The organism is Novosphingobium sp. PC22D, assembly GCF_002556635.1.
Lineage (GTDB): Bacteria > Pseudomonadota > Alphaproteobacteria > Sphingomonadales > Sphingomonadaceae > Novosphingobium.
Genome location: NZ_MWMO01000004.1, coordinates 207,885 through 230,183, shown reverse-complemented (window position 1 = coordinate 230,183; position 22,299 = coordinate 207,885). Strand labels below are relative to the sequence as shown.

Here is a 22,299-nt window from a genome sequence, read left to right as displayed (position 1 = left end):
AGAGCCATGGCGATGAACGCGACCTTGGCTTCGCCTTGCGCAAGGGGAAACGAACCGATGAATTACGCGGATGTCTATGCCAGGGCCGAGCGTGACCCCGAAGGGTTCTGGCTGGATGCCGCCGAGGCGATCGAATGGGATCGCTTCCCCAGCGTCGCGCATTCGGCCGGTTCGGACGCCTGGTTCCCGGACGGCATGCTCAACACATGCGCCAACGCGGTCGACCGGCACGTCGCTGCCGGGCGCGGCGACCAGGCGGCGCTGATCTATGAAAGCCCGGTGACGGGCGGCTTCGCGCGCTACACGTACGCCGATCTGCTCGACCGCGTCGCGCGCACCGCCGGAATGCTGCGCGTCGCCGGGGTGCAGCGCGGCGACCGGGTGATCATCTACATGCCGATGGTGCCCGAAGCGGTCTTCGCGATGCTGGCCTGCGCGCGGATCGGCGCGGTGCACTCCGTCGTCTTCGGCGGCTTCGCCGCGCCCGAACTCGCCAAGCGGATCGAGCATTGCACGCCCAAGGTCGTGCTCAGCGCCTCGTGCGGGATCGAGCCCAACCGGACGATCGCCTACAAGCCGCTGCTCGACAAGGCGATCGAGCTTTCGGTGCACAAGCCCGATTGCGCGATCATCCTCCAGCGCGAGCAGCTTCGCGCCGATCTGGTTCCCAATCGCGACATCGACTGGGCCGCGGCCTATGCCGTCGCGCGACCGGTCGGCCCGGTTCCGGTGGACGCGACCGACCCGCTCTACATCCTCTACACGTCGGGCACGACCGGCACGCCCAAGGGGGTGGTCCGCGACAATGGCGGCCATGCGGTCGCGCTCGCCTGGTCGATGCGGCACATCTACGGCGTCGGGGCCGGCGACGTCTACTGGGCGGCGTCGGACATCGGCTGGGTCGTTGGCCACAGCTACATCGTCTACGGCCCGCTGCTCGCCGGGTGCACCACAGTGCTGTTCGAAGGCAAGCCGGTGGGCACGCCCGACGCGGGCACCTTCTGGCGCCTGGTCGACCGTCACAAGGTCAAGGTGCTCTTCACCGCGCCCACCGCCATTCGCGCGATCCGGCGCGCGGACCCGGATGGCGCGTTCATTCGCGAGGCCAGTCTCTCTTCTCTCTCCTCGCTGTTCCTCGCGGGCGAACGCGCCGACCCCGACACGCTTCAGTGGATCGCCGAGGCGCTCGGCAAGCCGGTGATCGACCACTGGTGGCAGACCGAGATCGGCTGGCCGGCGATCGCCACCTGCTTCGGGCTCGGCGAGACGCAGGTACGCGTCGGCAGCGCGGGGCGGGCGGTTCCCGGCTTCCGCTTCAAGGTCAAGGACGACGAGCACCGCGACGTCGCCCCGGGCAAGGTCGGCAGCCTGCTGGTCGAGCAGCCGTTGCCGCCCGGTGTGTTCCGCGCGTTGTGGAACGATCCCGAGCGCTTCGCGGCGGGCTTCGTCGACTTTCCGGGGCATTACACCTCGGGCGATGCGGGCATGATCGACGAGGACGGCTTCATCCACATCATGGGGCGCACCGACGACATCATCAACGTCGCCGGGCATCGCCTCTCGACCGGGCAGATGGAGGAAGTGATCGCCAACCACCCGATGGTGGTGGAATGCGCGGTCGTCGGCGCGGCGGACCAGCTCAAGGGCGAAATGCCCGTGGCCTTCGCGGTGACGCGTCCCGGCGCGGAAGACCTCGGCGCGGTGGAAAAGGACCTCGTTCGCATGATCCGCGAGGATATCGGTCCGATCGCGAGCCCGCGCGCGGTGATCTTCGTCGACGGCCTGCCCAAGACGCGTTCGGGCAAGATCCTGCGCAATCTCCTGCGCACGCTGGTCAACGGCGAGGACGTGGTGGTGCCGCAGACGATCGAGGACCCCTCGATCATCGATGCCCTGCAACGATCGATCGAGCACGTCTGACCGGAACCTTGCGGCGGCCCGTCTCGTTCGTTCGCAATAGAGACGGGAGATCCGCAATGACCCGAACCATGTTCTGGCTCGCCCCGGTCGCGGCCTTTGGCGCCGCGGCATCCATTTCCGCCTGCGCCGGCACCGCCGCGCCCGAACCGGCCACCGCGGCGGCCGAAGGGCGATCGTGCTTCTTTCTCAGCCAGGTGAACGGCTTCAACGACGTGCCCGACACCAGGCGCGGCAGCGACAGCGTCGTGGTCAGCGTCGGCGTTCGCGACAAGTACCTGTTCGAGACCTTCGGCCCGTGCCCCGATCTCGACTGGTCCGAGGCGATCGCCTTCGACCAGCGCGGTCCCGGCCAGATCTGCGACGGGCTCGACGTCGACCTGATCGTACCGGGTCCGACCGGTCCGAAGCGCTGCGCGGTGCGCATGGTGCGCAAGATCTCCGAAGCAGAATACAAGGCGATGCGGGCCAGACCGAAGACATAGCCCGCCCGCCTCGCGGCGGACGCTTTTTTCGGGATTTGCTCTTTCGGGGACGGCGCGACCCGCGCCCACCGGCAGCCACGCGGCGGGGAACGCGACCGCCCGTTCGCCGCGCTTCGGCCTCCACCGCCGGGCGCGGCAAGCGGGGATTGCCGTTATCTTGTAAGGCGAGGGTCGACAGTTGCGGCCGCGCTCGTTCGCGTGCCGCTTCGCTGGCGTCTTCGTGCGAGTCCGCGCGTTCTCGGCCGCCCGCGACCACGGCGTTTAGATATGGAATCGCGCCGACGATCCTATCGAATGAAATCTTACCTGCGTGATGATCACGAAGGTTATGTAAGTCATGTAATTTCGGGACGGAAAGTGGCCGGCCCGGTGATCATCGTTAACAAAACCGGTGCGCAGATGTGGAGACTTTCGCAGAATTCCGAGCGCCCGCGCCAATTGCCGATCAGTTCGAAATTAATCGCGAATGGTGACACTAACGTAACCCTGGTTGCCAAGGATTCGACTCCGCGGGGAAGAGAGGAGTCGAGCGATGGCATATCAGATGGAGATCACGGGCCGCGGCGACGGTCGGCCCCGCACGGAGACGCTCCAGGGCGAGAAGACGATCAACGCCCGCGACACGACTTTAGTCAAAGTCTACTTACAGCGCACCGACGTCACGTCCGCCACGCGCGACGGCGACGATCTCGTTATCAAACTGGCGGACGGCTCGGTAATCCGGCTCGCCGATTACTACGATTGCTCCACCGAACAGCAGCCTGAAGTCCGGGTCGCCGATCCCGAGGGGCCGGTGACCGAGTGGGTGTTCGACCCCGAGGACGAGGACGCCTGCGGCGAGACAGCCGCGCATCCGGTCGCCTGGAGCTTCGTCCCGGTGACCAGCGACGATGGCGGCGGCGGCATCGGCATCGCCCCCCTGGTCGGGCTCGGCGCGCTGGCCGTCGGTGGCGCCATCGCGATCGCCAGCGGCGATGACGACGACGATGATGGTTCTGACGGCGGGGATGGCGGAGGTGATACCACCGCGCCCGATCCGCCCGTGATCGACCCCACCAACGGCACCGTCATTTCGGGGACCGCCGAAGCCGGCTCGTCGATCGCGCTCGACTTCGACGGGGACGGCAACGCCGACGCGACGGTTGATGCCGACGGAGACGGGGCTTGGAGCTATACCCCCGACACGCCGCTTGATGACGGCACCACGATCTCCGCGACCGCGACCGACGAGGCGGGCAACACGTCCGACCCGGCCACCGCCGTGGTCGACGCCGACACCACGGCCCCCGCCATCGACACCGCGACCGATGACGTCGGCGCGATCACCGGCGATCTCGACGACGGCGACGCCACCGACGACACGATGCCCACGCTGCGGGGCTCGGGCGCGGAGCCGGGCGCGACGGTCTCGATCTTCGACGGCGACACGCTGCTCGGCACCGCCGTTGCGGACGACGACGGCTCCTGGGAATTCACGCCCGAGGCCGCGCTCGACGAAGGCGAGCACAGCTTCACCGTCTCGGCGACCGACGCGCTGGGCAACGAGAGCGCGCCGTCCGATCCCTTCGTCCTCACCATCGATACGACCGCGCCCACAACGCCCACGGTCGATGCCGGCGACGGCGACGAAGTGACCGGAACCGCCGAACCCGGCACGACCATCTCGATCGACATCGACGGTGACGGCGAGAGCGACGACGAGGTGACCACCGGCGACGACGGAACCTGGACCTACACGCCCGACGAACCGCTCGACGACGGCACCGAGGTCACCGTGGTCGCAACCGACCCGGCGGGCAACGAGTCCGATCCCGCGAGCGATACGGTGGGTGACGATGACGGCGGCAACGGCGGCAATGGCGGCGGCACCGGAACGCCCGTGATCGAGACCGTGACCGACGACTTCGGCGCGATCACCGGACCGATCGCCGAAGGCGGCGTCACCGACGACAGGCTTCCGACTGTGGCCGGTTCGAACGCCGGGGCCAGCGTGACCGTTTCGGTCTATGACGGCGACACGCTGCTCGGCACCACCACGTCCGACGCGGACGGCGACTGGAGCTTCCAGGTTGAGGTCGCGCTCGCCGAGGGCGCGCATTCCCTCACCGCCGAGGCGGGCGGGAATAGCTCGGAGCCCTTTGTATTCGACGTCGACACCACAGCGCCCGCGCCTCCGGTCATCGACGATACCGACGGCTCGCAGGTCAGCGGCAGTGCCGAACCCGGCTCGACGGTGGATCTCGACATCGGCGATGACGGTGACGTCGACGAGACCGTCACCACCGACGACGAGGGCCAGTGGAGCTACACGCCCGATGAGCCCATCCCCGACGATACCGAGATCTCCGCGACCGCGACCGACGAGGCGGGTAACGAATCCGATCCCGCGACGGTGACGGTCGATGCCGATGCGGCCCCTCCGGCGCCGCGGATCGGCAGCGTGGTCGACGATGTCGGCGCGATCACGGGTGGCGTCGCGCGCGGCGAGGCGACCGATGATGCCCGTCCGACGATCCGGGGCACGGCCGGCGCCAATGCCCAGATCACGGTCTTCGACGGCGCGACCGAACTCGGCACGGCCACCGCCGATGCCTCGGGCAACTGGGCCTTTACCCCGGGCACCGACCTTGGCGAAGGGTCGCACAGCTTCACCGCGACGGCGACGTCGAGCGGCGGCACCAGCGGACAATCGCCCGCCTACGCGATCGTCGTCGATACCGTCGCGCCGGCCGCGCCGGTCATCGCGCCGACCGACGGGACGGAGATCACCGGCACCGCCGAGCCGGGCGCGACCGTCTCGCTCGACCTCGACGATGACGGCGAGAGCGACGTCACGGTCGAGGCCGACGGCGCGGGCGACTGGACCTACACGCCGCCCGAGCCGATCGAAGACGGGACGACCGTCACCGCCACCGCCAGCGACGAGGCCGGCAATGTCTCGCCGCCCGCCACGGTCGAAGTCGATGCCGATACGACCGCGCCGCCCGATGCGCCGACAATCCTCGCGGTGACCGACGACGTGTCGCCGCAGACCGGCATCGTCGAGGACGGGGGCGCGACCAACGACACGCGGCCGCGGATCTCCGGTTCGGACGCACCGGCGGGCGCGACCGTGTCGGTCTACGACGGCGACACGCTTCTCGGCACGACCACTGCCAACGGCTCGGGCAACTGGGCGTTCACGCCGGGCACCGCGCTCGGCGAGGGCGAGCACGTCTTCACCGTCACGGCATCGGACGGGGGCGGGCAAAGCGCGGCTTCGGACGCCTTCGCCGTCGTCGTCGACACCACCGCGCCTCAGGCACCCACGGTCGCGCCGAGCGACGGCACCGAGGTGACCGGCACGGCCGAGGCGGGCAGCACCGTCCGGGTCGATACCAACGGTGACGGCACCGCCGAGGGCACGGTCATGGCGGACGCATCGGGCAACTGGAGCTACACGCCCCCGAGCCCGCTCGCCGACGACACCGAAGTGAGCGCCCGCGCCGTGGACGCCGCCGGCAACGTCTCGCAGCCCGGGACGGCGACGGTGGACACGGGCGGCGGCGGCGGGCCGCAGGCGCCGACCGAGACGATCGAGATCACCGCGATCGAGGAAGATACCGGCACGGTCGGCGACTTCGCGACCGAGGACGTCACGCCCGAGATCAGCGGTACACTGAGCGGCGCACTGGACGCTGGCGAGGGCGTCGAGGTCCGGATCGACGGCGGTGCCTGGGCCGATGCCCAGGTCAGCGGGACGACGTGGTCCTACGCCTTCGACGTGATAGACGAGGGCGATCACACGATCGATGCCCGCGTGGTCGGCTCGACCGGGCTGGTCGGCGACACCGACAGCCAGGACATCACGATCATCGACACCGATCGCGCGCCGATCGTGCAGGTCAGCGAAGACGACCTGCTCGGGCTCATCGGCGCGGAAACGCTGGGACTGATCGATTTCAACGGGCAGGCGCTCTTCGCGGTCGATCCCGACAACGACCTCACCGAAGTCGAGGTCGAGTTCGCGCCGCTGCTCTCGGTCAATCTCGAAGCCTATACGCTGACCGCCGACGTCGCGCTCGCCAACAGCCTCGGTCTTTCGGTGGTGGTCGACAACGATCCGGGCCTCCTCAACGTCCTCGCGCCGAGTTCGACGCTGACCATCACCGCGATCGACGGCGGAACGATGGACAACGTCGCGGTCAACCAGGTTCTCGGCACGGTCCGCTATGAACAGGACGTCACCGTCGCCGGGGTGCAGGTGCTCAATGCCACGCGCATCACTGCGACCGACAGCACGGGGCTGAGCGACAGCGATGTCGTCGGCAACCTCGTCGACATCTCGCTGCTCAACGGCAGCGGCTCGCCCCTGATGGCCTCTGACCTGTCGATCAAGGGCGAGGTCTCCATCCTCGACGACGATGACGGACCCGGCGGGCTCTCCGCCGATCTCGATCTCGCGCTCGCCAGCAGCGACCCGGCGATGGCGCCCAACGATCTGCTGCTCGATCCCCACACGACCGGGTCGCTCGCCGTGATCGCCTGATCGCGGATCGCGTCGCAACTTGGTGCCGGACGGACCCGCCTCCGTCCGGCATCTTTTTGTCGGAAACAAACCGGGCCAATCACGAATCGCGCCCTCTCGCGTTCAGCAGGGACTGGCGATCTCGACGCGGTTGCGGCCGCCGCGCTTGGCGTCGTAGAGCGCCTCGTCGGCAGTCTGGAGAAGCTGCGACGTCCTCATCGTCGCGTTGAATTGCGCCAGGCCGATGCTCACGGTGACTTCGGGCACTTCGCCGGCGGCGGTGTCGCGAATCACCGCGAGCCGGATGCGCTCGGCGATCGGGCCCGCCGCGGCGGTATCCGCGCCCGGGAGCAGGACCAGGAATTCCTCGCCGCCGATACGACCGAGAAAGTCGGACGTCCGGATCGCCTTGTCGCAGGCCAGCGCGACGTCCTGCAGGACGAGATCGCCGACGACATGGCCGAAGCTGTCGTTGATCGACTTGAACCGGTCGACGTCGAGCAGGCCGATGGTGAGCATGGTCCCCTTCGTGCGGCAGGCCTCGATCTCGGTCTCGAGCACGGCCATGGTCTTGCGGCGGTTGGGAATTCCGGTGAGCTGGTCGGTCTCGGCAAGCTCGCGCGCGTGGCGGGCCTCGGCTTCGGCCATGACGCGCGCCGCGCGCAGGTCCTCGACGAGGCGGACGCGGTCGGAGACGTCCTGGAAGATGCCGAACAGTGCGACCGCCTCGCCGTTGTCGCCGAACTCGACCTGGCCGCGGCTGTTGATGTGGCGCAGTTCGCCGAAGCTTGTGATGATCCGCGCGTCGAACGCGAACTGGCCTTTCGTCTGCAAGGCCTCGTCGAGCTTGGCCTCGACCAGCGGGCGGTCATCGGGATGATAGGCGTTGACCGCATCCTCGAGCAGCGGTGGCTCGCCGATCGGCAGGCCGTGAATGCGATAGACCTCCTCGGACCACTCGAGCGAGCTGTCGGCGAGCGTGAGCCGCCAGTAGCCGATGCTTGAGGTGCGCGAGGCCATCTCGAAATAGGCCTGCTGACGTTTCAGAACGCCTACGAAGTCGTCGCGCGCCGCCAGCGCGGCGGCCAGCGGCAATGCCGCGACCAGGAGCGCGGCGAGATAGAACTGGAAGAACAGCACCAGATCCTGCACCGGCCAGCTCGCGCCGAACAGCGTCGTCACTCTGGACGTGGCCAGCGAGCCGAACACGGCGATGGTGAAGACACTGAGCGTCGCCCCGACCGGGCCGAGACGGTAGGTTGCCAGCAGCAGTGGCAGCACCGGCAGGAACAGCAAGGGATAGTGGGTCTGCCAGAAGGCCACAGCGCTCACGACGGCGACCAGCGCGAGAAGCGCGATTGTCTCCGCGATGCGCCGATAGTCCCGAGGCAGTCGCAGCCGTCGCAGGGCCTGGGCCGAGGTCATGACAAGCGGCGTGAGGATCAGTTGTCCGAGAAGGACCGTGAGGAACCACGAACTCGTGAAGCCGCCCGACCAATCGCCCGACAGCAGGCTCGCGAGAAAAGCGCTGACCGACGAGGCGCACAGGCAGGCGACGGCGAAATGGCCGACGCCGTGTGGCCGGTCGAACGCGAGGTCCTTGCCCGACGAGCGGCGCACGATCGTCGCGGCGACCATTGCTTCGACGATGTTGGCGAAAGTGAAGCCGGCCGAGACCGAAAGGCTCGAACCGAACGCGAAGTTGGCGGACAGGCTGGCGATCGCGCTCGCCAGCAGGATGCCGTCCCAACGCTCGGCCGGGCGGAGCAGAAGGCCCGAAAGCAGAATGCCGCTCGCCGGCCAGATCGTCGCCGCACCGCTTACGCTCCTGCTCAGCCAGAGAGCGAGCGCGGCCGCGATGAAATAGGCCACCCCGACGACGACCGGCCAAAGCAGCTTCGAGGGGGCCCGATGATTTTGGGGCGACATAGGCTATCTATTTGCCTCTGCGGTAAAATACGGGTTAAATCCCGGCGCCGCGGCGCGGAAATTGTGCTCTTTTTTCCGCATGCTTCGGCTCGGTCCGGCCCCGCCGCGGCATCGCGTCCCGGAGTCGCCATCCGCGAATGCCATGGGTTCGCACTCGTCGTCGCGTTTCCGAGGTAAGCCCCTGCCGCGGCGCGAGAATTTTCCTCATGCACGGGAACCTTGCGGTCGGCCACCGGTTTGGCAGACCGTCAGCCCGCGAATCCTCGCGCCGCAGACCAAGCTTGCGGGTGGAGGTGCCGATGGATCGCTATGTCCTCAAATTCCTGGACGGTGCATCGCATCCCAAGGAGCCGATCTGCTTTCGCGCCCCCGATGCCAGCGAGGCGTTACTGTTCGCGCGGACCGAGGTTCCCGATCGCGATGTCGAATTGTGGAAAGGCAGCACCCGGCTTTGCACGTTGCGCGGCAGCCAGGCGTGGTCGGTCAGGAGAGGGACCTTGTGAGCGCCCCCGGGAAAGCGGAACGGCTCGGCCGGCCCACCCCCCGGGACACCGAGGGGCAGCGCGAGACGCTCGACGCGGAACCCGCAAATCCGAACCGCCCGCCCGAACCTCGGCGGCAGGACGCGGGCCAGCAATACGGATAGGGACCGGTCGCGACGTTCGGCTTGACGGCGTGACGGTTTGACGAGGTCCGGTCCGTCGACTTACCGTGCGCGGCGCGGCACGCTCGGGGCGGCCGGCGGAACAGGACGGCAGGACGACATGGGGCGCATCTCGAAAATACTCGCGGCCGGCATCTTGCTGGCGGGCCCGGCGCTCGCGCAGGAGCCGCAAGGCGGCGCGCGAAAGGCCAGCGTCGCGGATACGACCGCGGAGGCGACACAGGGCATCGGGCCGGGCGCGCGCCCCGTCGGCGCGCCGTGGAGCCGCAGCCCGGTGGTCGCGATGCACGGCATGGCCGCGACCGCGCAGCCGCTCGCGACCCAGGCCGCGCTCGATATCCTCAAGGCGGGCGGCAGCGCGGTCGACGCGGTGATCGCGGCCAATGCCGTGCTGGGCCTGACCGAGCCGACGGGCAACGGCATCGGCGGCGACCTGTTCGCGATCGTCTACGACCCCGCGACCGGCACATTGCAGGGGATCAACGGATCGGGCCGCTCGCCCTCCGGACAGACGCTCGACCAGCTCAGGGCGAAGCTTGGCCCCGACGCGGCGGGCATTCCGTCGGTCGGCCCGCTGCCGATCACCGTTCCCGGAACGGTCGATGCCTGGTTCACGCTGCACGAGCGCTACGGCAAGCTGGCGATGGCGCGCAATCTCGCCCCCGCGATCCGCTATGCGCGCGAAGGGCACGCGATCCCGCCGGTCATCGCCATGTATCTCGGACGCGGCCTGCGCGGCTTCGAGAACCGGCTCGAGACGATCGACTTCGCATTCGACAATGCGCGCAAGACCTACTTCGCGAACGGCGCGCCGAAGCCGGGCGACGTGTTCCGCAATCCCGATCTCGCCGACACGCTCGAGCGCATCGCCAAGAACGGGCGCGACGAATTCTACGAGGGCGAGACCGCCCGGATCATGGTGGACTATCTGCGCCGGCAGGGCAGCGCCTTCACCCTGGAGGACTTCGCCGGGCATCACAGCGAATGGGTAGACGTCTCGTGCGTCGCCTACCGGCGCGGCTACGAGCTGTGCGAGCTTCCGCCCAACGGGCAGGGCTTCGCCGCGCTGCAGATGGTCAACATCCTCAGGAACGTCGACCTTTCGCAATGGGAGCGCGGCTCGCCCGAAGTGCTGCACTACATCACCGAGGCCAAGCGCCTCGCCTTCGAGGACGTCGCCCGCTTCTATGCCGATCCCGATTTCGCCGAGGCGCCCGAGGGGCTGCTGAGCGCGCAGTACGGGCGGGCACGCTTCGCCGAGATCGATCCCGACCGTGCCACCCCCGCTTTTGCCGCCGGCACTCCGGACGCCGTGAAGCTGGAGGGGCCGGGCGACACCACCTACCTCACCGTCGCCGACGGCAACGGCATGATGGTGAGCCTGATCCAGTCGAACTATCGCGGCATGGGCAGCGGCCTCGTCGCCGACGGCCTGGGCTTCATGTTCCAGGACCGGGGCGAGCTGTTCAGCCTCGATCCCGCGCACCCCAACGCCTATGCGCCGGGCAAGCGGCCCTTCCACACGATCATCCCCGCCTTCATAAAAAAGGACGGCAAGCCCTTCATCAGCTTCGGCCTGATGGGTGGCGGCATGCAGCCGCAGGGCCACGTCCAGATCCTCGTCAATCTGGTCGACTACGGGATGAACCTGCAGGAGGCGGGCGATGCCGCGCGGCTGATGCACGATGGCGGCCGTCAGCCGACCGACGCGCTCGCCGGCAGTGCGGCGGACACGCGCGAGATCGACGATCTAGGCACGCTCTACGTGGAGCCGGGCGTTCCCGCCGCAACGGTCGAGAAACTTCGCGCCATGGGCCACCGGGTCGAGGTCGAGAACACCGGCATTCCCTTCGGCGGCTATCAGGCGATCGCCCGCGATCCGCAAACGGGCGTCTACACCGGCGCCACCGAAATGCGCAAGGACGGTCAGGCCAGCGGCTATTGATGCCGCAGTTGGGCGGTGGTGATGGAGGCCCGAGCCGGAATCGAACCGGCGTATACGGATTTGCAGTCCGCTGCGTCACCACTCCGCCATCGGGCCTTTTCAAGCATCCGGACCGGTTTTTCGGGGAAGCCCGCCGCTCCGATCGGTCAGCTTGCGCAATCTCGTGGTCGCGATTGCGTGGGCGCGGCCTTTCGCACGGGGCGGGCGGGCGGTCAAGCGCCGTGCGGCAGGTCGGCGGTCCGCCGTCGCGCGGCGTGCGCATTGCCATCGGGCACGCTGCGCAAGGTTTCGCGCCGTGGTACAGGAACAGGCGCGCATTCGGACCGTTCAACGCGTACGATCGGAGCAGGCGGATGAATGCCCCGCCCGAACCGGCCCGCCTCCAGACAAGGGAACGATGATGACGACTTTGCCATGCTCCGGAAACGGGACCGTCGCCAGCCTCGGCAGCGGGCGGACGTCGTGATTCTGGGTGCCGTCCTGGCGGGAGGACGGTCGTTGCGTTTCGGGAGCGACAAGGCGCTTGCCGAGATCGACGGACAGACGCTGATCGCGCGCGCGGTCGATGCCCTGTCGGGCTGGTGCGAACACGTCGTCGTGGTTGGCCGCGAGCTGGCGCCGGCGCCGACCTTGCCCGACTGGCCGCGCCCCGGCTTGGGGCCGCTCGCCGGGCTGGCCTCGGCGCTGCATCTGGCGAACGACGAAGATTACGCCAGCGTCCTGACCTGCGGCGTCGATGCGCCCGACTTGCCCGATGACCTGCCCGGCCTGCTCGGCGAGGCGCCGGCCTGTCTGGCGGCCCAGCCCGTCGTCGGAATCTGGCCGGCAAGAGCCGCGGCCACGATCGAGGCGCTGCTGCTGGACGAGGAAGAGCGGCATTCGATGTACCGCTTCGCCGAACTGTGCGGCGCGCGGCTGGTCGAATGTGCCATTCCGCCGGCCAACATCAACACCGTGCAGGATCTCGACGCGGCGCGCCGCACCACGCGCTGAGGGAGTCTAGCGCTCCTCTCTCGCTATCATGGTGGACGGAGCGCCCGGACCGGGCGCGGTTTCGCGCAGAGAATTGAGGAGATAAGTCCCGCCCGGCCCGGTCTCGATCATCCGCGCCAGACCGAAGCGGCCGAGCTTGGCGCGCAGGCGCGAGACGTGGACCGCGAGGCTGTTGGTCTCAGGCGTGAATCCCATCTGCCAGACATCGCGGATCAGCGCCTCCTTGGTGAACGCCGCGCCGGGGCGATCGGCAAGGCGCCAGGCCAGCTCGAATTCGCGCGGGTGCAGGCGAACCGCCCGGCCCTCGACGAAGGCATCGCGGCGTACGATGTCGAGCAGCAGCGGCCCGACCTGACGCCACTTCGGAACGAAGTTGCGCCGCGCCAGGATGAGGCGGGCGCGCGCCTCGACCTCGAAGATCGGCGAGCCGCCGGCCAGCGCCTCGCCGAAGCCGAGCCGCAGCAGCGAGGCGCGGCGCTGCGGGCAGTCGACACGCACGATGAATATCCGCGAGCGCGCCTCCGGCGCGATGCCGTCGATGTACGCCACCCAATCCGCGCCCATGGCCGAAGGCGGCGGCGGCGAAAGCAGCACCGGGCGGTCGCACGGGGACCGGCGCGGGCACAGCGTCCAGCCGAACTGGCGCAGGTCCAGCTCGGCCGGAAGCCGGGTGTCGGACAGCCAGCGAAACAACTTGGCGGGGCCGCTGGGCGGCGCGGCGACCGTTTCCGGCGTGGCGCAGATACAATCGGTGTGGCTTGCCCGATCGATCACGCGGCCGTGCTGTTCACCCCCATGCTGGCGAGATAGCGCCGCACGTTGCGCGCCGCCTGCCGCAGGCGCTGCTCGTTCTCGACCATGGCGATGCGCACGTAACCTTCACCGTCCTCGCCGTAGCCCACGCCCGGCGCGACCGCGACTTCGGCATGGGTGAGGAGCTGTTTCGAGAATTCGAGGCTGCCCATCTCCTTGAGCGCGGGCGGCAGCGGAGCCCAGGCGAACATCGAGGCCTTGGGCGGCGGAATGTCCCACCCGGCGCGGCCAAAGGCCTCGACCATCACGTCGCGCCGCTTCTGGTAAAGCTCGCGATTGCGCTCGACGATGTCCTGCGGGCCGTTCAGCGCGGCGCAGGCCGCCGCCTGGATCGGCGTGAAGGCGCCGTAATCGAGATAGCTCTTCACCCGCGTCATCGCCGAGATGAGCCGCTGGTTGCCGACCGCGAAGCCCATGCGCCAGCCGGCCATCGAATAGGTCTTGCTCATCGAAGTGAACTCGACCGCGACGTCCTTCGCGCCGGGAACCTGCAGGATCGAGGGCGTCGGATTGCCGTCGTAGTAAAGCTCGGAATAGGCCAGGTCGGACAGCACCCAGACCTTGTTCTCCTTCGCCCAGGCGACGAGCCGCTCGTAGAACGCGAGGTCGACCGTCTCGGCGGTGGGATTGGAGGGATAGTTCACCACCAGGATCGAGGGGCGCGGCACGGTGAAGGCCATCGCCCGGTCGAGCGACTCGAAATAATGCTCGTCGGGCGTGGTCGGCACCGAGCGGATCGTCGCGCCGGCGATGATGAAGCCGAAGGTGTGGATCGGGTAGCTCGGATTGGGCGAGAGCACGACGTCGCCCGGCGCGGTGATCGCGGTGGCAAGGCTCGCGAGGCCCTCTTTCGAGCCCATCGTCACCACCACTTCGGTTTCGGGATCGAGATCGACTCCGAACCGGCGGGCGTAATAGTTCGCCTGGGCGCGGCGCAGGCCGGGAATGCCCTTGGACTGCGAATAACCGTGCGCGTCGGGCTTCTGCGCCACTTCGCACAGCTTGTCGATCACGTGCTGGGGCGGCGGCAGGTCGGGATTGCCCATGCCCAGGTCGATGATGTCCCGGCCCGCCTGGCGTGCTGCGTGCCGCATCGCGTTGACTTCGGCGATGACATAAGGCGGCAGTCGCTTGATGCGGTAGAACTCGTCGGACATGGGACCTTTCCTGGTTGGAGCGCATGGGCTCGTTCAAAGTGCGCCTTATCGTGGATTGCGGCGCGTTGGGCCAGTGCGATTCAACGCAATCGCGGTGCAAAAAGCAAATCGTATCGCGAAACGGGCCTTGTCACGAAAGACGCCTGGGCCGGTACGCGCTCTTTTCACCGGGCCGATTGATGTTAGGGTGGCGCGCGTAGATCCGTCGCATAGCGGGGACCCCATTGTCTTCGGGCCACACCACGAGCACGATCGGCAGCGGAATTTCCGGCGCCCCCGTGCCTTGCCCGCCACCAAGCCAGACCAGTCAGGTGAATTCGCTCCATGGATGAACGTACGCGCGCGTTGGACGCCGACCAGGACACAAAGATCGATGCCCTATCCGGGCTCCTGAAAACGCAGGCCGATACCGTGACGACCCTGTTCGGGTCGCTTTCGCAAGGCAAGGACGCGGCCGCCGAAGCCACGATCCAGTGGGCCGAAGTCGCCGGCAAGCTGCAATCGATGCTGTTCGATTTCCAGGTCGAGCAAGCCGAGAAGGCCACCGGCGCGTCATCGCACTACACCGATCCGGCCAAGTGGATCGCGACGGCCGAAGCGGTCTTGCGGCAGCTTCCGCTGAGCAGTCCCGAAAAGCAGCAGCAAGTCTGGACCGACGCGCTGAGCCTGTTCGAGACCGTGCTCGGTCACTACGGCATCGGCCCCAAGGCGGGCGAGCAGGCCGAAGCCGACCCCGACTTGCCGCGCAAGGACCGCCGGTTCGCCGATCCCGCCTGGCGCCGTCAGCCGTTCTTCGCGGTTCTGCACCAGCTCTACCTGCTGTTGTCCGAGCATCTGGTCGGCACGGCCGAGGCGCTCGACGATCTCGAGCCCGCGCGCAAGCGCCAGCTCGTCTTCGCCACGAAGATGCTGGTCGATTCGCTCTCGCCCTCGAATTTCCCGATGACCAATCCGATCGCGCTCGAAATGGCGGTCGAGACCAAGGGCGAAAGCCTGGTCCGCGGGCTCGAGCACTTGCTCGACGACTTGCGGCGCGGGCAGGTCACGCACACCAATCCCGGCGCCTTCCGGCTTGGCGAGAACATCGCGGTGACGCCCGGCAAGGTGATCCACGAGACGCCGCTGTTCCAGCTCATCCAGTACACCCCCACCACCGACCGTGCGCTCAAGATCCCGCTGGTGATCTTCCCGCCGTGGATCAACCGGTTCTACATTCTCGATCTCAACGCCAAGAAGAGCTTCGTGCGCTGGGCCGTCGAGCAAGGAGTGACGGTGTTCCTGGTCTCGTGGAAGTCGGCCGATGCGTCGATGGCGGACGTGGTCTGGGACGATTACATCGGCGCGCAGATCGAGGCGATCGATCACGTCCGCGAACGGCTCTCGGTGCCCTCGGTTCACACGATCGGCTATTGCGTCGCCGGCACCACGCTCGCCGCGACGCTGGCGGTGCTCGCCAAGAAGGGCGAGGCCGACAAGGTCGCGAGCGCCACGTTCTTCACCGCGCAGGTCGATTTCGAGGAGGCGGGCGACCTCAAGAATTTCGTCGACGACCAGCAGATCGAGACGATCGGCCATCTCTCGCCCGAAGGCTATGTCGACGGCCGCTACCTGGCCGCGACCTTCAATCTCCTGCGCGGCAACGACCTCATCTGGAGCTACGTCGAGAAGAACTACCTCAAGGGCGAGGACTACCCCGCCTTCGACCTGCTTCACTGGAACGGCGACGTCACCAATCTGCCCGCGCGCTGGCATCGCGACTACTTGCGCGATCTCTATCGCGACAACCGCATGGTCATACCCAATTCGCTCTCGGCCTGCGGGGTGGGCATCGATCTCACGCGGATCGAGACGCCATGTTATATCCAGGCGGGGCGCGAGGATCATATCGCACCGCCGCACAGCGTGTGGAAGCTGACCCATTTGATCCGCGGGCCTTTCACCTTCCTGCTCGCCGGTTCGGGGCACATCGCCGGGGTCGTCAATCCGCCGAGCTCGGGGAAATATCAATACTGGACCAATGACTCCTCGCCCGAAACGCTGGAGGCCTTCATGGAAGGCGCCGAGGAGCATCCGGGGAGCTGGTGGCCGCATTGGCGCCAGTGGCTCGAGACGATCGACGACAAGACGGTCACCACGCGCGGCAAGCGTCGTCCGGGCGGGCGAGGGGACAAGGTGATCGAGGATGCGCCCGGACGTTACGTCGCTCAACGTTGAATCTCGATTCAACTTTAGGTTTCCGGAATGTGTCCCGGTATTGCCGGTCGAGTGCAGCAAGACGCTTTTGTTGCAGTGCAGCATTTGTCATTGACTTCGGGCTGTCGAGCGTATATTTTGCGACGCAACATAGTCGGGTGACGTACATGTTCGGGCCCGCCCGCTACAGGCAAAGACAAGAAGAACAGCAGGAATTCGAATGGCAGATGAAAACGACTCGACGAAGGGCGATCCGGTAGCCGGCGCTAACGAGAAGGCGGCTTCGGCCGAGCCTGCGAAGACCGCGCCGAAGAAACCCGGACGCAAGCCCGCCGCAGCCGGTGCGGCCAAGCCCAAGGCTCCGGCGCGCGCCAAGGCGGCCGCGCCCGCCGCCAAGGGCTCCGACGCCAAGAGCGATACCGAAACCGCGAAGGCCGGATCGGCCGCGCCGGCCGCCGCGCCAAAGAAGCGCCGCGGACGTCCGCCGAAGAGTGCGACCGTCGGCCGCCCCGCCGCGAAGCCCGTCCGGGCCGCGGCGAAATCTGCTCCGGCCAAGCCGCCGAAGCCGAAGGCCGTGGCCAAGCCGGCGAAGCCCGCCAGCTTCGTCAGCGCTTCGCAACCAGTCAAAAAGACGGCGCCCAAGACCGTCGCAGAAGTGAGTAGTCGCGCCGCCGAGGCAACCACCCCCAACTTCTCTCGCAAGGAACACAGCATCATGGATATGAGCGCCAACTTCACCAACATCCAGGACACCATCTCCGAGGCTCAGAACAAGGCCAAGGAAGCGTTCGAAAAGACCACCGGCATGTTCGGCGAAGTCACCGACTTCGCGAAGGGCAACGTCGAGGCGATGATCGAATCGGGCAAGATCCTTTCCGAAGGCGCCCAGGAGATGGGCAGCACGCTCGCCGCCGAGGGCAAGACCGCCTTCGAAGCGATGAGCAGCGACATGAAGGAACTCGCCTCCGCCAAGTCGCCGACCGACTTCATCAAGCTCCAGGGCGACATGGTCCGCAAGAACTTCGACAGCGCCGTCGCCTACGGCTCGAAGAACAGCGAAGCCATGCTCAAGCTCTTCAGCGATGCCATGGCGCCGCTCTCGGGCCGCGTCAGCATGGCGGTCGACAAGGCGCGCCAGTCGACGATCTGATCATTCGTCGAATGAATGAGGGGCCGGGTGCGAACCGCATCCGGCCCCTTTTCGTATCCGCCGGAGCACATTCTTTGTCTCGGGCATCTTGTCGATTCGCGTCGGCATACGATATCCTGCCCGGCCATGACCTCACGCACTGCACCGATCGATTCCCGTTTTCCGTTCCCGATGGGCGCTGGAAACGGCAACGATTCGGACAAGGACGGCGGTTCGGACGATCAGGTCGGCATTGCCACCAAGACCCGGACCAAGCCCAAGAAGCCCAGCCAGTTCAAGGTGCTGATGCTCAACGACGATTACACCCCGATGGAATTCGTGGTGATCGTGCTGAAGCGCTTCTTCCACATGGACCTCGAGCAGGCGACGCGCGTCATGCTCCACGTCCATCAGAAGGGCGTCGGCGTCTGCGGGATATTCCCTTACGAGATTGCCGAAACCAAGGTGAACCAGGTGATGGACTTCGCGCGCCAGAACCAGCACCCCTTGCAGTGCACGCTCGAAAAGGCCTGACCGCCCGGTCTTGATCCCTGGGCCCTGTTCCGGCGGGCGTGAAACCACTCGCGCGCCCGCGCGTTTCGTCTCGCGACGGATGCGGGGGGCCTGCCGATGCCGATAGAACTTGTGATCCTGGGCTGGGGCGGCGTGCTCCTGCTGGTGCAGATTTTCCTCGCCGCGCACCTCAAGACGAAGCAGTACGGCACCGACTGGAACCTCGGCCCCCGCGACGAGGAGATGCCCCCGCTCAATCCGGTCGCCGCGCGCGCCGCGCGGGCACAGGCCAACCTCGCCGAAACCTTTCCCATCGCCGTCGCCGCGCTCGCCGGAGTGGCGATCGCGGGGCGGACCAGCGACGTCACCGCGATCGGCGCGTGCCTGTGGCTGGCGATGCGCGTCGTCTACGTGCCGATCTATCTCGCCGGAATAAAGGGTCTGCGCACGCTGGTGTTCCTCATCAGCATCGTCGGGCTCGCGCTCGTCGTCTGGCCGCTGCTCGCGGCCTGATACCCCTTTCGCCGCCACGGGCTTGCGGTTAAGGCAGTCCGCGAAGTCGCCCAGCCCCAGGTAGCCCAGCGAGCACGTGAAGTTCATCAGCGCCATCGACCGTTACATCTTCCGGCTCGTGCTCATGCCGATGCTCGGCATCTTCCTGCTCGCCGCCTCGCTGCTCGTCCTCGACAAGATGCTCAGGCTGTTCGACTTCGTCGCGACCGAGGGCGGGCCGATCGGCGTCGTCTTCAAGATGCTGGCGAACCTGCTGCCCGAATATGCCAGCCTCGCGATTCCGCTCGGGCTGATGCTCGGCATCCTGCTCGCGTTCCGCAAGCTCGCCACCTCGAGCGAGCTCGACGTGATGCGCGCGGTGGGGCTGAGCTACACGCGGCTGCTGCGCGTGCCCTACATGATCACGCTGGTGCTGGTCGCGCTCAACTTCGCGATCGTGGGCTATCTCCAGCCGCTCTCGCGCTATTACTACGAAGAGCTCAACTACAAGCTCAAGTCGGGCGCGCTCGGGGCTTCGATCAAGGTGGGCGAGTTCACCACGCTCGAAGACCGGATCGCGCTGCGGATCGAGCGCAGCGAGGATGACGGCCGTCGGCTGATGGGCATCTTCGCGCGCGTCGCCAGCAAGGAAGGCGTGCTGTCGATCTCGGCGCGCGAGGGCACGTTCCTGGCCTTGCGCGAGCAGCCCAACACGATCGTCCTGCGACTGCGCGAGGGCCAGATCATCCAGGACGTGCCCGAAGGCGGCAGCCGCGTGCTCACCTTCACCCGCCACGACCTGCCGATCGACCTGCCCGCCATCGAGAAGTTCCGCCAGCGGGGCGACAAGGATCGCGAGCATCTTCTGCCCGAACTGCTGCGTATCGGCTGGAGCGACGAACGCCCGATGGCCGAGCGCGTGTCGAGCCAGGCCAATTTCAATTACCGGATCGTCGAGGTGGTGATGATGCTGCTCCTGCCGCTGCTCGCGGTGGCGCTCGCCATTCCGCCCAAGCGATCGACGTCCTCGCTCGGGCTGTTCGTCTCGATCGTGATGGTCGTGGCCTATCACAAGATCAACCAGTACGCGGCCGACGTCGCCACGCTAGGGCGCATCGACCCGATCCTGTCGCTGTGGGGGCCGTTCGCGGTCTTCGCGGTGATCATCGTGTGGATGTACTACCGCGTCGCCTACGTCCCCGGCGGACAGGCGATCGGCTGGCTCGAGAAGGCGGCCGAGACCGTGGGCAAGAAGATCAAGTCGCTGCTGCGCCGCCGCCGCGCGACCGCGAATTTCATCCCGGTCCCGGCCGAGCATTCCTGACATGCATCTCGAATTCTTTCCTTCGCGCACGCTGACGTTCTACCTCGCGCGCCTGTTCGTGACGCGCATCCTCGCGGTGCTGGTGATGCTGGTGCTGGTGCTGCAGATGCTCGACCTGCTCGGCGAGAGCGGCGATATCCTCGCCGCGCCGGGCAATGGCCAGGCCGAACTGCTGTACTACGTCAGCTTGCGCGTGCCGCAGCTCGTCGCGCGGTTCCTGCCCTATTCGGTGCTGCTCGCGACGATCATCACGCTCGCCACGCTCAACCAGAACAGCGAAGTGATCGCAATGAAGTCGGCGGGACTGTCGGCGCACCAGGTGCTGGCGCCGCTGGTTCTTGCCGCCTTCGCGATCTCGCTGCTGAGCTTCGCCTTCAACGAACGCGTCGTCACCCATGCGACCGCGGCGCTCGATGCCTGGCAAGCGGCCGACTACGGCCCGATTCCGGAAGATCCGGGGGTTCGCAGCAACGTCTATCTCGCCGAGGGCAACGACATCCTCATGGCCGCGACCGTTTCGGGCACGGGCAACGACATGGTGCTGGGCAACGTCACCTACTATCGGCGCGACGCCAACGGGATGATCGTCGAGGAGATGCGCGCGCCGCGGGCCGCCTATACGCAGGCCGGCTGGAGGCTGACGCAGCCCAAGCGGTTCCGGGTGGCGGGGACCGAGACCACCAGCCTCGCCTCGGCGACGGTCGCGGCGGGGATCACGCCGGCGCGGATCACGATCACCTCGGTCGATGCCGATTCGCAGGACATCTTCACCCTGTCGCGCTCGATCGACGCGATGAAGGTGGCGGGGCGGCGCACCACGCAGCTCGAGGCGGCGTGGTGGCACAAGATCTCCGGTCCGCTCTCGGCGACGCTGATGCCGCTGCTCGGCGCGGTCGCCGCCTTCGGCCTGGCGCGCTCGGGCCAGCTCCTCGTGCGCGCGGTGATCGGCATGGCGCTCGGCTTCGCCTATTTCGTGATCGACAATGCCGCGCTGGCGATGGGTAATTTCGGCGGCTATCCACCGTTCATCGCGGCCTGGTCGCCGTTCCTGCTCTTCGCGCTGCTTGGCGAGACGGTGCTGGTCCGCACCGAGGAATAGGCGTGGGCGCGGGCCGGTGCCGCCAAGGGTTCGGACCGATGTCGAAACCGCACCGGCACAAAGACTCCGCCCTAACCAGAAAAGCCGACCGCGCCAGGCGGGCGTAAGCCGCTCAGCCGCGAACCAGGCCCAGCGCCTCGTAGGTCCGTGCGAGCGTCGGTGCGGCGAGGGTGCGGGCCTTCTCCGCGCCCTTGGCGAGGATCGCGCCGAGCGCGGCGCGGTCTTGCCTGAGTTCCACGAAGCGCGCGTTGATCGGCGCCAGCGTCTCGACCAGCAGCTCGCCGAGCGCGGGCTTGAACTTGCCGAAGCCCTCGCCGCCGAATTCGGCCAGCACCGCCTCGACGCTCGTGCCCGCGACCGCCGCATAGATACCGACGAGGTTGAGCGCCTCGGGGCGCCCTTCGAGCCCGGCCTTCTCGCCCGGCATCGGTTCGGGATCGGTCTTGGCCTTCTTGACCTTCTTCATGATCGTGTCGGCGTCGTCGGTCATGTTGATCCGGCTCATGTCCGAGGGATCGGACTTGCTCATCTTCGCCGAACCGTCGCGCAGGCTCATGATCCGCGCCGCTTCGGGCGGGATGAATGGATCGGGCAGGGTGAAGACCGGGTCGGCTTCGCTGCCGAAGTCGTTGTTGAACTTCTGCGCGATGTCGCGCGCCAGTTCGAGGTGCTGCTTCTGGTCCTCGCCCACCGGGACATGGGTCGCCTGGTAGACGAGCACGTCGGCGGCCTGCAGCACGGGGTAGGTGAACAGCGCGACCGAAGCGCCCTCGCGGTTCTTGCCCGACTTGTCCTTGAACTGGGTCATGCGGTTCAGCCAGCCCATCCGCGCGGTCCCGTTCAAGAGCCACTGCAGCTCGGCATGCGCGGGCACCTGGGTCTGGTTGAACAGCGTCGAGCGATCGGGATCGATGCCGCAGGCGACCAGCGCGGCGACCATCTCGTAGGTGTTCGCACGTAGCGTCGCGGGATCGTGCGGCATCGAGATGGCGTGAAGATCGGCGAGGAAGAACAGGCAATCGCCGCCTTCGCTCTCGACCTCGTCCTGCATGCGCACCCAGTTCCGGATCGCTCCCAGGTAGTTGCCGAGGTGCAGGTTGCCCGTGGGCTGGATGCCGGAGACGATGCGCATGATGCCT

General features: G+C 67.3%; 16 protein-coding genes and 1 tRNA gene. 12 read left to right on the top strand and 5 right to left on the bottom strand.

The features are described 5' to 3' along the window. Positions 1 to 57 precede the first annotated feature (57 nt). The 3 genes from B2G71_RS09380 (at position 58) to B2G71_RS23720 (ending at position 6,930) form a co-directional block, all read left to right on the top strand. On the top strand, positions 58 to 1,920 hold the full coding sequence (locus B2G71_RS09380) for an AMP-binding protein (protein WP_098105492.1): 1,863 nt from the start codon (positions 58 to 60) through the stop codon (positions 1,918 to 1,920). A gap of 56 nt (positions 1,921 to 1,976) precedes the next feature. Next, a complete protein-coding gene (locus B2G71_RS09375; protein ID WP_141521536.1) occupies positions 1,977 to 2,402 on the top strand; it encodes a DUF6491 family protein in 426 nt (141 codons plus the stop codon). A gap of 532 nt (positions 2,403 to 2,934) precedes the next feature. Then, on the top strand, positions 2,935 to 6,930 hold the full coding sequence (locus B2G71_RS23720) for an Ig-like domain-containing protein (RefSeq protein ID WP_141521535.1): 3,996 nt from the start codon (positions 2,935 to 2,937) through the stop codon (positions 6,928 to 6,930). A gap of 102 nt (positions 6,931 to 7,032) precedes the next feature. Here the strand turns inward: B2G71_RS23720 and B2G71_RS09365 are convergent, their stop codons facing one another. Continuing rightward, the gene (locus tag B2G71_RS09365) at positions 7,033 to 8,838 is read right to left on the bottom strand and encodes a sensor domain-containing diguanylate cyclase (RefSeq protein WP_098105490.1); all 1,806 of its coding nucleotides are present in this window, start codon (positions 8,836 to 8,838) and stop codon (positions 7,033 to 7,035) included. A 299-nt stretch (positions 8,839 to 9,137) separates the two neighbouring features. Between B2G71_RS09365 and B2G71_RS09360 the strand changes: the two genes are divergently transcribed. Next, a complete protein-coding gene (locus B2G71_RS09360; RefSeq protein ID WP_098105581.1) occupies positions 9,138 to 9,341 on the top strand; it encodes a hypothetical protein in 204 nt (67 codons plus the stop codon). A 180-nt stretch (positions 9,342 to 9,521) separates the two neighbouring features. Continuing rightward, positions 9,522 to 11,447, top strand: a complete 1,926-nt coding sequence (locus tag B2G71_RS09355; RefSeq protein WP_240530076.1) for a gamma-glutamyltransferase family protein — start codon at positions 9,522 to 9,524, stop codon at positions 11,445 to 11,447. Positions 11,448 to 11,469: 22 nt separating this feature from the next. Here B2G71_RS09355 and B2G71_RS09350 read toward each other — a convergent pair. Beyond that, positions 11,470 to 11,543 (bottom strand) — tRNA-Cys (locus tag B2G71_RS09350). A gap of 366 nt (positions 11,544 to 11,909) precedes the next feature. Here B2G71_RS09350 and B2G71_RS09345 point away from each other — a divergent pair. Continuing rightward, the gene (locus tag B2G71_RS09345) at positions 11,910 to 12,440 is read left to right on the top strand and encodes a molybdenum cofactor guanylyltransferase (protein ID WP_098105580.1); all 531 of its coding nucleotides are present in this window, start codon (positions 11,910 to 11,912) and stop codon (positions 12,438 to 12,440) included. 6 nt (positions 12,441 to 12,446) lie between these two features. Here the strand turns inward: B2G71_RS09345 and B2G71_RS09340 are convergent, their stop codons facing one another. Together B2G71_RS09340 and B2G71_RS09335 are read right to left on the bottom strand one after the other, a co-directional pair. After that, positions 12,447 to 13,214: a winged helix-turn-helix domain-containing protein gene (locus tag B2G71_RS09340; RefSeq protein WP_098105488.1), complete on the bottom strand. Its 768-nt coding sequence runs from the start codon at positions 13,212 to 13,214 to the stop codon at positions 12,447 to 12,449. Then, the gene (locus B2G71_RS09335) at positions 13,211 to 14,410 is read right to left on the bottom strand and encodes an LL-diaminopimelate aminotransferase (protein ID WP_098105487.1); all 1,200 of its coding nucleotides are present in this window, start codon (positions 14,408 to 14,410) and stop codon (positions 13,211 to 13,213) included. Before B2G71_RS09335 ends, B2G71_RS09340 begins: the two co-directional genes overlap by 4 nt. 324 nt (positions 14,411 to 14,734) lie before the next feature. On the opposite strand from B2G71_RS09335, the gene phaC reads away from it, so the two are divergent. The 6 genes from phaC (at position 14,735) to lptG (ending at position 21,160) form a co-directional block, all read left to right on the top strand. After that, positions 14,735 to 16,624 carry a class I poly(R)-hydroxyalkanoic acid synthase gene (gene phaC, locus B2G71_RS09330; RefSeq protein ID WP_098105486.1) on the top strand — a complete coding sequence of 630 codons (1,890 nt, stop codon included), beginning with the start codon at positions 14,735 to 14,737 and terminating at the stop codon, positions 16,622 to 16,624. A 199-nt stretch (positions 16,625 to 16,823) separates the two neighbouring features. Next, a complete protein-coding gene (locus B2G71_RS09325; RefSeq protein ID WP_098105485.1) occupies positions 16,824 to 17,753 on the top strand; it encodes a phasin family protein in 930 nt (309 codons plus the stop codon). 171 nt (positions 17,754 to 17,924) lie between these two features. Beyond that, a complete protein-coding gene (gene clpS / locus B2G71_RS09320) occupies positions 17,925 to 18,266 on the top strand; it encodes an ATP-dependent Clp protease adapter ClpS (RefSeq protein ID WP_098105484.1) in 342 nt (113 codons plus the stop codon). A gap of 96 nt (positions 18,267 to 18,362) precedes the next feature. After that, the gene (locus tag B2G71_RS09315) at positions 18,363 to 18,758 is read left to right on the top strand and encodes an MAPEG family protein (RefSeq protein ID WP_098105483.1); all 396 of its coding nucleotides are present in this window, start codon (positions 18,363 to 18,365) and stop codon (positions 18,756 to 18,758) included. 76 nt (positions 18,759 to 18,834) lie between these two features. Further along, positions 18,835 to 20,061, top strand: a complete 1,227-nt coding sequence (locus B2G71_RS09310) for an LptF/LptG family permease (protein ID WP_098105482.1) — start codon at positions 18,835 to 18,837, stop codon at positions 20,059 to 20,061. A 1-nt stretch (position 20,062) separates the two neighbouring features. Then, on the top strand, positions 20,063 to 21,160 hold the full coding sequence (lptG, locus tag B2G71_RS09305; RefSeq protein WP_098105481.1) for an LPS export ABC transporter permease LptG: 1,098 nt from the start codon (positions 20,063 to 20,065) through the stop codon (positions 21,158 to 21,160). Positions 21,161 to 21,272: 112 nt separating this feature from the next. On the opposite strand, the gene trpS is transcribed toward lptG, so the two are convergent. Then, the gene (gene trpS, locus B2G71_RS09300) at positions 21,273 to 22,292 is read right to left on the bottom strand and encodes a tryptophan--tRNA ligase (RefSeq protein ID WP_098105480.1); all 1,020 of its coding nucleotides are present in this window, start codon (positions 22,290 to 22,292) and stop codon (positions 21,273 to 21,275) included. Positions 22,293 to 22,299: the final 7 nt, after the last annotated feature.